The organism is Pseudomonas sp. UW4, from assembly GCF_000316175.1.
Classification (GTDB): Bacteria; Pseudomonadota; Gammaproteobacteria; order Pseudomonadales; family Pseudomonadaceae; genus Aquipseudomonas; species Aquipseudomonas laurylsulfatiphila.
In genome coordinates, this window is record NC_019670.1 from 6,001,003 (window position 1) to 6,014,405 (window position 13,403).

Below are 13,403 nucleotides of genomic sequence, written 5' to 3' on the forward strand. Positions count from 1 at the left end.
ACCGAGTTTCAGCGAATCATCTCACTGCGACGAGGACGATTGCTTCCTCGCCGCAGTTCATCACACAGACGCCGGAGCCTGGCGCCAGCGAATGGGTCAAGCGCGCACTGGCACTGGCAGAGGGGCAGCAAGCAAGCGTTCATCCAGCAATCCCAGGCCTTCCTGAAACAGCTGGTTGCTGCGTTCGGTATCGCCCATTTGCGCCAACAGCCGCGCCAGTTCCGCACAGGCTTCCGGATTGCGCTGTACACGCAGGCTGCTTTCCAGATAGTCCCGGGCCTTGCCCCACAAACTGTTTTGCAGGCACAGACGACCCAGTGTCAGCAGCAGGCCAGGATCGGTCGGATGGTCCTTGAGCCAGCCTTCAGCGGCCTGCAACTGGCGGGCCGGATCATTGCCGCGCACCAGCCCGTAGAGACGAGCCAGATGACTATCGTAGCTGCGCTTGAGCGCGGTGCGCAGAACCTCCTCGGCTTCGACCTGAGCCCCCAATTGCCGCAGTTGCTCGGCATAGGCGAGCACCAGTTGCGGCTCCTGGCGTTGCGCCGAGGTCAGTTGCTGCCAGGCACGCTCGAGCGCTTGCTTGCCCACCGCTCCGTCTTCTTCCCGTTGTGCCGCCAGAGACAGGTTCGCCCCCCAGGCCCGACGCTCCAGCTCGGTAAGTTCGGCCGCCGGCAGAACTTTGTCCTTGCGCAGCTCCGGCAGCAGGCGAATGACTGACGACCAGTCACCACGTTGTTGAAGCAGGCGCTGCAACTGACGCAGGGTCTGTGCGTTATGAGGATGGCGCTCACGCATGGCTTGCAGGGTGGCGAGGGCACCGTCGGTATCACCGCGGTCGGTCTGCAACTGGGCGTGGTTCAAGGCGATAGCCAACTCGGCCTGAGGCTGACGCTCCAGAGCGCGCTCCAGCAAGTTGTCGCTTTCTTCGTAATTGCCTTGTTCGTTTGCGGCGCGGGCTGCACCGAGGTAGTAAAGCAACGGCTGGCGCTCGGCCTCGGCAGCCCGATGCAAGTGTCGTTGCGCGCTGGCCCAGCGCCCCTCGGCCAGGTCCAGTTGACCGTGCTCGATCGCCACCTGCACCCGACGGCTGCGATTACGCCGGGACCACGGGTTGACCACCCCGCTGGAAGCCATCACCAGTTCGATCAGCGCCTTGATACCCCAGATCAGCAGCCACAGCACAGCCACCAGCGCCAAAGTAGCCCACAGGCTCGACTCGTAACGGAAGGTCTTGTAGGCAATCAGCACGTAACCGGAATGTTCGGCAATCGCCAGCCCCAGCGCAGCGGCAGCAGCAATCACGAGGAACGCGATCACATAGAGGCGCTTCATGGCGTGGCCTCCGGCGCGGTGTTCGCAGCAGGCCTGGCCATTGGCTTGACCGAATCTTCGGCGTTGACGTTGCGCCGCTCCAGGTATCCCTGCACCGCGCTCAGGGTGCCGGTCATGTCCGGGGTGACTACGGTGACAGGTTGTCTGCTCAGCTCGGCTACCTGCTCAAGCATGACTTTGCTTTGCGAGTTGTCCGGGTTGAAGTTGCCCTTGAGTATGTCCCGCGCTTCGTCCAGCACTTGAGAGTACACCGCAGCCTGGCCATTGAGTGCCGCCCACTGTGCCTGCTCCAGCGCCAGGCTCAGGGCCAGGCGCACCTGAATCAGGCTCTGGCCGGCCAGCAATGGGCGAACGTTTTTATCGGCATTGAAATCGATACGGATGTAACGCGAAATCTGATCCCACCATTGCGCCCAGCGACTGGCACCATCGCCATCGGCAGTCAGGCCCAGCAGCGAATCGCCACGGTCCTTGTACTCCGGTGCCAGCTCGGTGAGGCTGGCCACTTGATCACGAAGTGCGCCCAGCCGCAGAAACAGCCCGGTGCGGTCCGGTTGCTCGGTACTGCGCAGGGCTATCAGGGTCTTGGCCACCTGCTCGCGCGCGGCAAAGGCGCCCGGATCGTTCTGCTCACGCAGTATCTCGTCGGCACCCTGGACCAGCGCTTGGGCGCTGCTGATGTCCTGCAAGGCAGACAGTCGCAGACTGGCCAGACGCAGCAAGTGCTCGGCCTCGGCCAGGCGCCAGTCCTTGCGACTGGCGCCAAGTACGGTTTCCAGACGCTGGTTCAAACGCTGCTGATCACCTTGCAGCTGGATCACCAGGCGACTGCGTGCTTCCAGCTCATCGGCGGGGGGCAATTGCGCCAGGCGTGCACTCAGGCGCTCCTCATTGAGCTTGAGGTTTTGCGCCTGGTCATTCAACGCCTGTACCTGGCTCAGTTGCTGCTGACTATTGGCTTGCAGGTGACGCACCTGCCAGACACCCCAACCGCCCACCGCTACACCGGCCGCACCCAACATCAGCGCGAGGATTGCCAGACCATTGCCTCGACGCTGCTCGGCAGCTGGTGGTGGTGGCGGCATTTCATCTACAGGAGCATCAACAGGTGCATCAAGCACCGGTCGCGAGTCATCTTTAGGCAAGGCTGTTTCGCTCACGTATCCATCCTTTGCATCAGAAAACGGGTACGGGTTGCTCCCGTAACGCCGTCAGCAAGGCCGCGGCACTCGCGCCGCGACAATCCACAACTGTTTTGGCCCCGGCGACACGCGCCAGCTCGGCAACCCTGGGGCTTGGTACAAACAACGGCAACCGCGCCAATTGCGGCCAGGCATCGCCGGCCAATTGATGCAGGTGCTCAAAACCTTGTCCACTGCTGACCACCAGCCCGTTCAGGCGTTCCGCCCGGATCCGTTGCGGTAGCACTTGCGGCGGGTAAATCGGCATTGCCCGGCGGTACAGCTCCAGATACTCGACACTAGCACCAAGCTCACGCAAACGCTCAGCCAGCAATTCGCGCCCACCCTCCCCGCGCAGGATCAGTACTCGCCCATCGGGTTGTGCGATAGCCTCGCGCAGGCGGGAAAGTTCGAGCAAGGCCTCACTGTCATCGCCTTCTGCCGGGAAGCTCACATCCAATCCGTGAGACTGGAGGATCTGCGCTGTCGCCGCGCCGACGCTGAACCACTTCACAGCGGGCGGCGCGGGCCGAAACCGCTCGAGCAGTTCGACGCCGATCCGGGCGGCCGGCTTGCTGACCACGATGATTGCGCAGAACTTTTCCAGCGTCTGAATCACCTGGCGCATTGTGTCAGTCGCCGCAATCGGCACGATGTCCAAAAGCGGCAGACTGCTGCTGAAAATCCCCTGTCCGGCCAAAAAGCTGCCCAGCGCCGCCGCCTCATCGGCGGGACGCGTCAGCAGCAAGCGCCAGCCGATCACTCGTGACCTGCCTCGCCATAGACCGCTTTGAGAATGGCGTCGGCACCTTGGCTCAGAAGGTCTTCAGCGACACTCACACCCAGTGCCTCGGCATCGCCGCGAGGGGCACGGGCTTGTGCGCTGAGCAGCAGGCCACCGGCAGGATCGCCCACCAGTCCGCGCAACCAGAGCTGTTCACCCTCCAGCACGGCGTAGCAGGCAATCGGTACCTGGCAACCGCCATTGAGGTGCTTGTTGAGGGCACGTTCGGCGGTCACGCGGCTGGCGGTGTCCTGGTGATGCAGGGGCGCCAGCAGCGCATGGATTTCATTATCGGCGCTGCGGCATTCGATACCCACCGCGCCCTGCCCACCGGCCGGAAGGCTGTCGTCGACACTGATGGCCGAAGTGATGCGATCTTCAAAACCCAGCCGGATCAGACCGGCAGCGGCAAGGATGATGGCGTCGTATTCACCGGCATCGAGCTTGGCCAGGCGCGTGTTGACGTTGCCGCGCAGGAAACGGATTTCCAGATCAGGGCGACGGGTCAGCAATTGCGCCTGGCGGCGCAGGCTGGAGGTGCCGACGATACTGCCCTGAGGCAACTCATCCAGGCTGGTGAATGTGTTGGAAACGAAGGCGTCGCGCGGGTCTTCCCGCTCGCAAATGCAGTACAGGCCGAGGCCTTCGGGGAAGTCCATCGGCACGTCCTTCATGGAGTGCACGGCGATGTCGGCTTCATTGTCCAACAGCGCGGTTTCGAGTTCCTTGACGAACAGGCCTTTGCCACCGATTTTCGAGAGCGGAGAGTCAAGCAGCTTGTCACCACGGCTGACCATGGGGACGAGAGTCACCAGCAGGCCCGGGTGAGCCGCTTCAAGGCGGGCTTTGACGTATTCGGCCTGCCACAGGGCGAGTGCGCTTTTGCGGGTGGCGATGCGGATTTGGCGAGAGGACATGGATCAATCCGTACTGAATAGATACGGCGGATAATAACAGCTCAGCCAAATCCACTTTGACTTGTATCAGATACTACCCGGCCTCCCTGGCCCCGGATGTCCGGCAATCGGGTGTGAAATTCGCCTGCGAACAGCTGTTTAAAGCTGTTGCATCATCTTGCGCACGCCAGCCACATGGCGCCGGCTGACGATCAGCGCATCACCATTGAGGCCTTTGAGGAACAGCTGGAAATGCCCCAGGGGTGTGCGTTGCAGTCGCTCGATACGCTCACGGGCGACCAGTGCGTTGCGATGGATACGCACGAAACGGTCACCGAACTCGTCCTCGAGGGCCTTGAGCGGCTCATCGAGCAGTACTTCACCGCTTTCGTGACGCAAGGTTACGTATTTGTGGTCGGCAATGAAGTACACCACCTGATCCAGCGGAATCAACTCGATCCCTTTTCGGGTTCGGGCGCTGATATGGCTGCGCGGTCCGCTGCCGCTTTCGGCAGCAGGGCGGGTCAGGGCGGCGAGCTGGGCACGATTGGGGCGCTCGGCTCTCTTTAATGCGTCATGTAACTGTTCAGTTCTCACAGGTTTCACCAGATAGCCTACGGCGCTGGCCTGTAAGGCTTCCACGGCAAATTCATCGGGCCCGGCGCAGAACACCACGGCGGGCGGAGTTTCGCGTTCGCATAACCGTGCAGCCACTTGCAGGCCATCGAGGCCGGGCATGCGGATATCAAGCAGCACGATATCCGGCTTGTGGCTGTCGATCAGTGCCAACGCCTCTTCGCCATTCGTGGCATTAGGCTCCAGGACACTGTATCCCTCGAGTTCGCCAACCATTCGGCACAGGCGCTCGCGGGCCAAGGGTTCGTCATCAACGATCAGGACATTCATATTGCGCTGGATTCCTGCGTGAGTCTCGCACAAGGATAGCGTAGACAGGTGAAGTGACGTCCGTCACCGCGATCCACGCTAAGACTAGCCCGAGCGTCAAAAAGTGCCGCTGGTCCGGCGGCTAAATTTTCATCTGCCGGGCGATTGGCGGCCCAGGCCCGCATTGGCGACACATCGCCACAGGGTTTGCTGATATGCAATATGAACACCCCCCCTCTACTTGTGGTCAGCGGCTGCACCGAGAAGTGCGCTGATCCTACTGTCCAACTGTAGACGTTTGCCGGGACGTTATTGCTCAAATGAAAAATATCGTTGCGCTTATGCAGGAGCGAGCTTGCTCGCGATGAACCTGGCGCCGACGCGTTTATCCAGAAAGTATGCGTTATCGTTAACGCCCATCGCGAGCAAGCTCGCTCCTACACAAAAAAACGTATCGACCAGTGTCAGCGACAGGGTTGGCAACCCTGTTATTATCCGCGCCAGCGTTCCACGCCTTCTTTCTTCAAGCCGATACGAGCGAATTCATGAGCACTGACAAGACCAATCAGTCCTGGGGCGGCCGCTTCAGTGAACCCGTCGACGCCTTCGTCGCCCGCTTCACCGCCTCCGTCACTTTCGACCAGCGCCTGTATCGCCACGACATCATGGGTTCGATCGCCCACGCCACCATGCTGGCCAAGGTCGGCGTGCTGACCGATGCCGAGCGCGACAGCATCATCGATGGCCTGAAGACCATCCAGGGTGAAATCGAGGCCGGCCAGTTCGACTGGCGCATCGACCTTGAAGACGTCCACATGAACATCGAGGCGCGGCTGACCGACCGCATCGGCGTGACCGGTAAAAAACTGCACACCGGCCGCAGCCGTAACGATCAGGTCGCCACCGATATCCGCCTGTGGTTGCGTGACGAAATCGACCTGATCCTGGCCGAAATCACTCGCCTGCAAAAAGGCCTGCTGGAGCAGGCAGAGCGCGAAGCCGCCAGCATCATGCCGGGGTTCACCCACCTGCAGACCGCCCAGCCAGTGACCTTCGGGCACCACATGCTGGCCTGGTTCGAGATGCTCAGCCGTGACTACGAGCGCCTGGTCGACTGCCGCAAGCGTACCAACCGCATGCCGCTGGGCAGTGCGGCACTGGCCGGCACCACCTACCCGATCGATCGTGAATACACCGCCCAACTGCTGGGTTTCGACGCGGTTGGCGGCAATTCGCTGGATAACGTCTCCGATCGCGATTTCGCCATCGAATTCTGCTCGGCCGCCAGCATCGCGATGATGCACCTGTCGCGCTTCTCCGAAGAGCTGGTGCTGTGGACCAGCGCGCAATTCCAGTTCATCGACCTGCCCGACCGCTTCTGCACCGGCAGCTCGATCATGCCGCAAAAGAAAAACCCGGACGTTCCGGAGCTGGTTCGCGGCAAGACCGGTCGCGTATTCGGCGCGCTGATGGGCCTGCTGACCCTGATGAAAGGCCAGCCCCTGGCCTACAACAAGGACAACCAGGAAGACAAGGAGCCGCTGTTCGACGCCGCCGACACCCTGCGCGACTCGCTGCGGGCCTTTGCCGACATGGTGCCGGCGATCAAGCCCAAGCACGCGATGATGCGTGAAGCAGCCCTGCGCGGCTTCTCCACCGCCACCGACCTGGCCGACTACCTGGTGCGTCGCGGCCTGCCATTCCGTGATTGCCACGAAATCGTCGGTCACGCCGTCAAGTACGGCGTGGACAGCGGCAAGGACCTGGCGGAAATGAGCCTGGAAGAACTGCGCAAGTTCAGCGACCAGATCGATCAGGACGTGTTCGCCGTGCTGACCCTCGAAGGCTCGGTCAATGCCCGCAACCACATCGGCGGCACCGCGCCGGCGCAGGTGAAGGCTGCAGTGGCTCGCGGTCAGGCGTTGCTCGCCAGCCGCTAAAAGCATCGCGAGCAGGCTCGCTCCCACAGGGTTTGATGTGTGAACCCAATCCAATGTGGGAGCGAGCCTGCTCGCGATGACCTACTTCCAAACGCTACAAAATTTACTTCTTCGACGCGACCATCGCCAAGAACGCCGGCATCGCGGCCTCCCGGTCCGCCGCCACACGCTGTACATTCGGATTACCCCCCAAAAACTCCAGCAACGCCCTGGCCTTCGGCATCTCAGCCAACAAATCAATGCCGAACAACTTGTGCGCCACGCCACACGCCAGTGGCACGCTGAACAGGAAATACAGATCCGCCACGCTCAAGCTGTCGCCAGCGACGTAAGGGCTGAATTTGCCGTGCCGGCCCAGCGCAGCCATCCCCAGCAACAGTTCGGCCTTGGTTTTTTCCTTGATCGCATCTGGCAGGGTCATGCCGAAAAACGCTTCGGCGTAGCAGGCTCGCGCTGGCAGTTCGATATACAGTTCGATTTCCCTGGCCAGTGCCAGTACCTGCGCGCGCTCGAACGGGTCGCTTGGCAGCAGCGGCGTGCCGTTCTGTTTTTGCTCGAGGTACTCGAGGATTATGCTGGTTTCATTGATGAACCCCTGCTCTACGTGCAGTACCGGGACCTTTCCTCGCGGGCTGATGGCCAGTGCTTCGGGGGTGGTGCCACCGTAAAACGGTACTTCTTCGAAAGGCAGTCCTTTTTCCAGCAGCGCCAGTTTGACCATGTTGTAGTAGTTACTGACGGAGAATCCATAAAGCTTGATCATCACAAAGCCTCCAGGCCGTGCGGGGTGGGCAGTGCCTGTTTATAGAACGCTCGAGGGTTTCTTGCCAGCAGCATCACGCCAATGAATACGGGTAAACTGGCCGCCTTTCCCTGAGGAGCCTGCCATGAGCGAGCCAATCGATATCGAAGACGACGAAGAAGAATTCGCCGAAAATACCTTGATCGAAGCCATCGAAAACCAGATCGAAAGCGACAACCCGCCAGCGGCCAAGGCGACCTTCAACAAGCTGACCCTGGTGGGCTACGAGAGGGAAGAGATTCTCAACCTGATGGCTCACGTTTTGGCGGTAGAAATCGACGCGATACTCGAAGAAGACCGCGCGTTCAATACCGAATGGTACGAAGCCGCGCTGCGCGCATTGCCCGAGTTGCCGCCGCAAAAGCAGTAGGCCCACGCCCCCCCCTGTAGGAGCGAGCTTGCTCGCGAAAAACCCGAGAGCGCCGCGGGGCGTCAGGTTTCCAGCGTCATCGTTGAAGACCATCGCGAGCAAGCTCGCTCCTACAAAGGAAAAAAACCCTGTCGCGAGCACTGGACATGCCGCGCAAGTGAGCTCACCTTAGGAGCGCTGTCGTCCAATTCCTAGAAAGTCTGGAGTCCTTATGTCGCTTACCCCTGAGCTGGTTGCCGAACTGGAAGTCCTCGCACTCTTCAACCTGGACAGTTCCCAGGAAGGTCTGAAAATTCATCAGACTGCTGCCCCGAAACACATTGCCGCCGCCAAACGCCTCTTCGAAAAAGAACTGACCGACCAGCCTGATGGCGGTTACCTGACCAGCCTGGGTCGTGATGCCGCGCAAAATGTGCAAAGCGTGCTGACTATTCTTAACGCCGAAGTAACAGCCTGAATTCTGCCGCATCGCCCACGGAGACCCCGATCCAGGGATTTCCGCGGGCATATCCCCCACTGATTTCAGTCTTCACCGATAGAAATCTGACGCCAGAAAAACAAATCAGCTTAAAAGTCCACGTCTCAAGGCGCTAAACTGCCCCTCATCCGAAGAGCCCCACGTCCGTGCCCTGCGAGCCGGTTTGAGCTGACATGACCCGCAACCATGAAATCCGCCCCGATCTGGACGAGGGAATCGACCGCAAGGTTCTCAGCCAGCTGCGCGCACGTTTTCTGAAACTTAACGAAGGGCGCATGGCTCGCGCCATGGAAGGCTTGTCGACCCGCCAGCAAGGGGTTCTGACCTTGCTGCCGCTGTTTTTCCACGTTAATCATCCGCTATTGCCCGGCTACGTTTCCGGCAGTACGCCGGCGGGTCTGTCGAATTTCGAACCGGAGGCCCATGTCCTCGCAGAAGCCCAGCGCCTGACCCGCTCGTTTTCCTACAAGCCTCGTCACGGCAGCAACCCGCCGAGACCGATTCACGGACTGTTCCTGATGGGTAGCCTCGGCACCCTGGCCCAGGCCGACCAGAGCGACATGGATGTGTGGGTCTGCCATGGGCCGGACCTGACCGAGAACGAACTCGCCGAACTGCGCAAAAAATGCCAGCTGCTGGAAGCCTGGGCCACCAGCCAGGGCGCCGAAGCGCACTTTTTCCTGATCGAACCGACCCGTTTCGTCCGTGGCGAGCGCGATACCCAGTTGAGTTCGGAGGATTGCGGCACCACCCAGCACTACCTGTTGCTGGACGAGTTTTACCGCACCGCAATCTGGCTGGCCGGGCGTACGCCGATCTGGTGGTTGGTGCCGGTCTACGAAGAATCGAGCTACGACCGCTACACCCATACCTTGATTTCCAAGCGCTTTATCCGCGCCGATGAAACCCTCGACCTCGGCAACCTGGCCTTTATCCCGCCCGGCGAATTTATCGGCGCCGGGCTCTGGCAGTTGTTCAAGGGCATCGAGTCGCCCTACAAGTCGGTACTCAAACTGCTGCTGACCGAGGTATATGCCAGTGAACACCCCAGGGTCCATTGCCTGAGCCTGCGTTTCAAGCAAGCGGTGTTCGCCAACCGGCTCGACCTCGACGAACTGGACCCGTACGTCGTGGTGTACCGGCGCATCGAGGAATACCTGATCGCCCGCAACGAACCGGAACGGCTGGAACTGGTGCGTCGCGCGCTGTACTTGAAGGTCAATCGCAAACTGACCGGCAGCAGCCGTACCCAGAGCTGGCAACGCTCTTTGCTTGAGCGTCTGGCCCATGAATGGCGCTGGGACCAGCGCCAACTGGCCCTGCTCGATAGCCGCAGCCAGTGGAAAGTCCGCCAGGTCGGCTCCGAACGGCGGGCGCTGGTCAATGAACTGAACTACAGCTACCGCTTCCTCACTCAGTTTGCCCGACAGGAGCAAACGGTCAGCCGCATCAACAAGCGCGACCTGAGCGTCCTCGGACGTCGGCTATACGCCGCTTTCGAGCGCAAGGCCGGCAAAGTCGAATTCATCAACCCCGGTATCGCCCCGGACTTGGCTGAAGACACCCTGACGCTGGTGCACGCGCCGAACAGGAATGAACCAGGACAAAGCCAGTGGGGTTTGTACAACGGCAGCCTGACGGCGCTGGAGTGGGAACATTTCGCGCCGATCAAAAGCAGCCGTCACTTGCTCGAGCTGCTGACCTGGTGCCACCGCAATGGCGTGATCGACAGCAGTACCCGCCTGGCCCTGCACCCTGGCACCAGCGACTTGAGCGAGTTCGAGCTGTTCAACCTGCTCGGCAGCCTGCAACAGACTATCGCCCTGCCCTTGCCCACCGTCGCCGAAGAACCTCTGTTGCGCGCCAGCGTGCCGAGTGAAGTGCTGATTCTGGTGAATGTCGGCATCGATCCGCTCAAGCACCATCGCGACCTGAACATCCTGATGACCACTGAGCGCACCGACTCCCTGAGCTACGCCGGGGTTCGGGAAAACCTGGTGCTGACGCTGGACCAGGTCACGCTCAATAGCTGGAACGAAGTGCTGGTGGCTCGCTACGACGGCCCCCACGCCCTGCTCGACTGCATTCGCGATTACCTCAACAACCTGCCCGCCGGGCCGCAACAGCCGAAGCTGAGGGTGCGCTGTTTCTGCCATAACCGCGCGCAGTTCATCGCCCAACGGGTGGAAGACATCCTCGACACCGCGCAGAACCTGCTGCTGAGCCGACTCAATCACCGCTACCTGATCCAGGTCCAGCAGCACTACCACGTGCTGGAGCTGGTGCCGGGACAGGTCCAGCACATCGCACTGGCCACCCTGCCGGCGTTGATCGACTACCTGGGTGAAGAAATGGCGAGCTACAGCCCGCTTCACCTGGATCCAAACGCACTACAAGAGCACGACCTTGCGCTGTTCCTGCCAACGGGTCAGCCGGACTGCATCCAAGTGTTCTATCGGGTCAACGAAGATCAGGCTGATCTGTACGTACTCGATGAGTTCAATGCCCTGTGGCAGCAACGCCTGCCCTGGCACGACGAGCAAAGCCTGCTGGTGCCGCTGCAGCGCTTCCTGCAATCGATCCAGTACCGTCGCGATGCCCTGTTGCCAATGGACGCTGCCCACCCCTTGAACCTCGACACCCTGTATTGCCAACTGTTGCCGTCAGGCCCTGGCCGGGCGCGTCGCATTGAAGCCCGGCCGGTGCCACAGACGCCAGTGAACAAACCGTTTTACGACGTGCAGGCGATCGTCGGCAAAGCTGCACCGGGTCAGGTGCAGGTGACGTTGTATTGCAATCAACGGGAGTTTTCCGAACTGGAGCATGGCGACCAGCTGTTCAGCGTGGTCGCCCGGGAAATCGTCGGGCAGCGCCGGGAAACCGAACGCTATCGCTGCTACATCACCGACCTCGACCTTTCAGGCCTGCTCGGCGAAGGGCAGAGTTCCACCCATCTTTACCTGCGATACAAAGCAGACCTGGAGCAGGCATTGAACGAGGCGCTCGATCAGGTCTGAGGGGATGTCACTCCGGGAACGCGCCGCCATTGGCCGGCTGCGATTCGACTTCCAGCAGCGTCAGCTTCAGGGTCTTGCCGCCCGGAGCCGGCCAATCGATATGCTGGCCAACCTTCAGGCCGAGCAGCGCACTGCCCACCGGCGCCAGGATCGAGACCTTGCCTTCGTCGGCATTCGCATCCTTGGGGTACACCAGGGTCAGGTGGTAATCCTTGCCACTGCCTTCTTCCCGGCAATGCACACGGGAATTCATGGTCACGACATCCGCCGGCACTTCATCGTGGCCGACCACGGTATCGGCGCGATCCAGTTCGGTTTGCAGCGCAATAACGCCCGGCAGCGTGTCGTCCAGGCTGTCGATCAGGCGCTCCAGACGCTGGACGTCCAGACGGGTAAGGGTGATGGAAGGTGCGGTCATGATTTGGGCAGACTCCTTTCTTCTGCACGAAAAAAGCAAAACCCCGCCAGAAAAAGGCGGGGTTTTCACAAGCCTCGGTGGGTTGAGGCGTTACCGGACACTATCACAGCTCAAAAAATATACAAGCCGCCACCCGGCGGCGTAGGAGCTGCCGCAGGCTGCGATCTTTTGATCTTGCTCTTCGGCAATCTTCAGAGCGGCCAAAAGATCGCAGCCTTCGGCAGTTCCTACAGGGCGGTGGCTTTGCGCTCAGAGGCCTGGGCGCAAATGACACGGCGGCGATCATCGTCCGCCGAGCGCCATTCGCGGATGTCTTCGACATGGCGGAAACAGCCCAGGCAGACTTTCTGCTCGTCCAGTCGACACACACCGCTGCACGGCGATGGCACCGCCGGGCTGACATTGCTGTAGAGCGGCTTCGGTGGGCGGACAGACGCAGGCTGGGTCACGATCTCACAGGCCTTCGAAATCGAGCTCGACACCGGCCTGCTGCTGGACGATACGCTCAAGCATTTCACCCAACTGCTCTTCGCTCTTGTCACACATCCAGCGCTCGCTTTCTTCGTCGTAGTCGAAGTGGAAACCACCGGACACCGCCGCCAGCCACAGCTGACGCAGCGGCTCCTGGCGACTGAAGATCAACTGACTGCCGTTCTCGAACTTGACGGTCAGCACACCGGCCGAGCTTTCGAGGTCGATATCCAGGTCGCTGTCGTCAAAGATGTCCTCCAGGGTTTGCTGGGTGGCATCGACCAGGTCGTGGAAACGCGCTTCGGACAAACTCATTACGGCAACCTCAAAAAGTGTCTGATCAGGCTCAAGCGCCGCAAGATACGACCGAGCCCTGTTGAATGCAAAGAATAACGACCGCGGGCCGATATCAATAGGTCAAGTGCTGTACCTGTGGGAGCGGGCTTGCTCGCGAATGCGGTGTGTCAGTCGACATCCGCATTGACTGATGCAGCGCTTTCGCGAGCAAGCCCGCTCCCACAATGGATTGCACTTATGTTACGGACATCGGCCCAACCCCCGCCGGACGGGCGGTCCGTTGCATAGGCAAGCTGCCGGGTGGCCGGTATACTCCGGCGCAATTAATGCATTTTCAAGGATTTCGCCATGAAGCGCCTGATCTCTTCCCTTGCTGCGCTCCTCGCGGTTGCCTGCCTTGTGTCGGCCTGCGGTCAAAAAGGCCCGCTGTACCTGCCCGATGAAGACCAGGACCCTGTCGAGCAAGCCAAGTCGTCGCAGCAGCAGCCTGCCTCCAAAGCACACAAGCACGACGTCTACCAATAATAAG

The 13,403-nt window shown here is 60.8% G+C and carries 14 protein-coding genes and 1 pseudogene; 5 read left to right on the plus strand and 10 right to left on the minus strand.

The annotated features are described in order from the left end of the window. Positions 1 to 96: 96 nt before the first annotated feature. The 5 genes from PPUTUW4_RS26735 to PPUTUW4_RS26755 form a co-directional block, all read right to left on the minus strand. Complete coding sequence (locus tag PPUTUW4_RS26735; protein ID WP_015097330.1) at positions 97 to 1,335, minus strand: heme biosynthesis HemY N-terminal domain-containing protein; 1,239 nt, start codon at positions 1,333 to 1,335, stop codon at positions 97 to 99. Continuing rightward, the gene (locus PPUTUW4_RS26740; RefSeq protein WP_015097331.1) at positions 1,332 to 2,495 is read right to left on the minus strand and encodes a uroporphyrinogen-III C-methyltransferase; all 1,164 of its coding nucleotides are present in this window, start codon (positions 2,493 to 2,495) and stop codon (positions 1,332 to 1,334) included. The genes PPUTUW4_RS26735 and PPUTUW4_RS26740 overlap by 4 nt, the downstream gene beginning before the upstream one ends. 16 nt (positions 2,496 to 2,511) lie before the next feature. Then, entirely contained in the window at positions 2,512 to 3,279 is a 768-nt protein-coding gene (locus PPUTUW4_RS26745; protein ID WP_015097332.1) for a uroporphyrinogen-III synthase, read from the minus strand. After that, on the minus strand, positions 3,276 to 4,217 hold the full coding sequence (gene hemC, locus PPUTUW4_RS26750) for a hydroxymethylbilane synthase (protein ID WP_015097333.1): 942 nt from the start codon (positions 4,215 to 4,217) through the stop codon (positions 3,276 to 3,278). The genes PPUTUW4_RS26745 and hemC overlap by 4 nt, the downstream gene beginning before the upstream one ends. 138 nt (positions 4,218 to 4,355) lie before the next feature. Next, entirely contained in the window at positions 4,356 to 5,102 is a 747-nt protein-coding gene (locus PPUTUW4_RS26755; RefSeq protein WP_015097334.1) for a LytTR family DNA-binding domain-containing protein, read from the minus strand. 524 nt (positions 5,103 to 5,626) lie between these two features. Between PPUTUW4_RS26755 and argH the strand changes: the two genes are divergently transcribed. Beyond that, positions 5,627 to 7,021, plus strand: a complete 1,395-nt coding sequence (gene argH / locus PPUTUW4_RS26760; protein WP_007978825.1) for an argininosuccinate lyase — start codon at positions 5,627 to 5,629, stop codon at positions 7,019 to 7,021. Between the two features lie 103 nt (positions 7,022 to 7,124). On the opposite strand, the gene PPUTUW4_RS26765 is transcribed toward argH, so the two are convergent. Next, positions 7,125 to 7,784, minus strand: coding sequence for a glutathione S-transferase (locus tag PPUTUW4_RS26765; RefSeq protein WP_015097335.1), 660 nt, complete (start codon positions 7,782 to 7,784; stop codon positions 7,125 to 7,127). 124 nt (positions 7,785 to 7,908) lie between these two features. On the opposite strand from PPUTUW4_RS26765, the gene PPUTUW4_RS26770 reads away from it, so the two are divergent. Further along, positions 7,909 to 8,193 carry a hypothetical protein gene (locus tag PPUTUW4_RS26770; RefSeq protein ID WP_007978820.1) on the plus strand — a complete coding sequence of 95 codons (285 nt, stop codon included), beginning with the start codon at positions 7,909 to 7,911 and terminating at the stop codon, positions 8,191 to 8,193. A 15-nt stretch (positions 8,194 to 8,208) separates the two neighbouring features. On the opposite strand, the pseudogene PPUTUW4_RS30455 reads toward PPUTUW4_RS26770, so the two are convergent. Then, positions 8,209 to 8,286 (minus strand): annotated as a pseudogene (locus tag PPUTUW4_RS30455) (outer membrane lipoprotein carrier protein LolA); the annotation flags it as partial. 118 nt (positions 8,287 to 8,404) lie between these two features. Here PPUTUW4_RS30455 and PPUTUW4_RS26775 point away from each other — a divergent pair. Continuing rightward, positions 8,405 to 8,650 (plus strand): TIGR02647 family protein, encoded by a 246-nt coding sequence (locus tag PPUTUW4_RS26775; protein ID WP_007980796.1) that lies wholly within the window; start codon positions 8,405 to 8,407, stop codon positions 8,648 to 8,650. 194 nt (positions 8,651 to 8,844) lie between these two features. Next, the gene (locus PPUTUW4_RS26780; protein ID WP_015097336.1) at positions 8,845 to 11,688 is read left to right on the plus strand and encodes a class I adenylate cyclase; all 2,844 of its coding nucleotides are present in this window, start codon (positions 8,845 to 8,847) and stop codon (positions 11,686 to 11,688) included. Between the two features lie 7 nt (positions 11,689 to 11,695). On the opposite strand, the gene rnk is transcribed toward PPUTUW4_RS26780, so the two are convergent. From rnk to cyaY, 3 genes are all read right to left on the minus strand, one after another. After that, positions 11,696 to 12,106 (minus strand): nucleoside diphosphate kinase regulator, encoded by a 411-nt coding sequence (rnk, locus tag PPUTUW4_RS26785; protein WP_007980800.1) that lies wholly within the window; start codon positions 12,104 to 12,106, stop codon positions 11,696 to 11,698. Between the two features lie 227 nt (positions 12,107 to 12,333). Further along, the gene (locus PPUTUW4_RS26790) at positions 12,334 to 12,555 is read right to left on the minus strand and encodes a DUF1289 domain-containing protein (protein ID WP_015097337.1); all 222 of its coding nucleotides are present in this window, start codon (positions 12,553 to 12,555) and stop codon (positions 12,334 to 12,336) included. Between the two features lie 4 nt (positions 12,556 to 12,559). Next, positions 12,560 to 12,892 carry an iron donor protein CyaY gene (gene cyaY, locus PPUTUW4_RS26795; protein ID WP_007980802.1) on the minus strand — a complete coding sequence of 111 codons (333 nt, stop codon included), beginning with the start codon at positions 12,890 to 12,892 and terminating at the stop codon, positions 12,560 to 12,562. Between the two features lie 330 nt (positions 12,893 to 13,222). Here cyaY and PPUTUW4_RS28550 point away from each other — a divergent pair, with 330 nt between their 5' ends. Next, the gene (locus PPUTUW4_RS28550; RefSeq protein ID WP_007980804.1) at positions 13,223 to 13,399 is read left to right on the plus strand and encodes a lipoprotein; all 177 of its coding nucleotides are present in this window, start codon (positions 13,223 to 13,225) and stop codon (positions 13,397 to 13,399) included. Positions 13,400 to 13,403 lie beyond the last annotated feature (4 nt).

Bases quoted from the DNA above. Each gene is read 5' to 3' on its own strand.
- cyaY (WP_007980802.1), bottom strand. From the start codon at position 12,892: ATGAGTTTGTCCGAAGCGCGTTTCCACGACCTGGTCGATGCCACCCAG.
- PPUTUW4_RS26770 (WP_007978820.1), top strand. From the start codon at position 7,909: ATGAGCGAGCCAATCGATATCGAAGACGACGAAGAAGAATTCGCCGAA.
- PPUTUW4_RS26735 (WP_015097330.1), bottom strand. From the start codon at position 1,335: ATGAAGCGCCTCTATGTGATCGCGTTCCTCGTGATTGCTGCTGCCGCT.
- argH (WP_007978825.1), top strand. From the start codon at position 5,627: ATGAGCACTGACAAGACCAATCAGTCCTGGGGCGGCCGCTTCAGTGAA.
- PPUTUW4_RS26780 (WP_015097336.1), top strand. From the start codon at position 8,845: ATGACCCGCAACCATGAAATCCGCCCCGATCTGGACGAGGGAATCGAC.
- PPUTUW4_RS26755 (WP_015097334.1), bottom strand. From the start codon at position 5,102: ATGAATGTCCTGATCGTTGATGACGAACCCTTGGCCCGCGAGCGCCTG.
- PPUTUW4_RS26775 (WP_007980796.1), top strand. From the start codon at position 8,405: ATGTCGCTTACCCCTGAGCTGGTTGCCGAACTGGAAGTCCTCGCACTC.
- hemC (WP_015097333.1), bottom strand. From the start codon at position 4,217: ATGTCCTCTCGCCAAATCCGCATCGCCACCCGCAAAAGCGCACTCGCC.
- rnk (WP_007980800.1), bottom strand. From the start codon at position 12,106: ATGACCGCACCTTCCATCACCCTTACCCGTCTGGACGTCCAGCGTCTG.
- PPUTUW4_RS26765 (WP_015097335.1), bottom strand. From the start codon at position 7,784: ATGATCAAGCTTTATGGATTCTCCGTCAGTAACTACTACAACATGGTC.
- PPUTUW4_RS28550 (WP_007980804.1), top strand. From the start codon at position 13,223: ATGAAGCGCCTGATCTCTTCCCTTGCTGCGCTCCTCGCGGTTGCCTGC.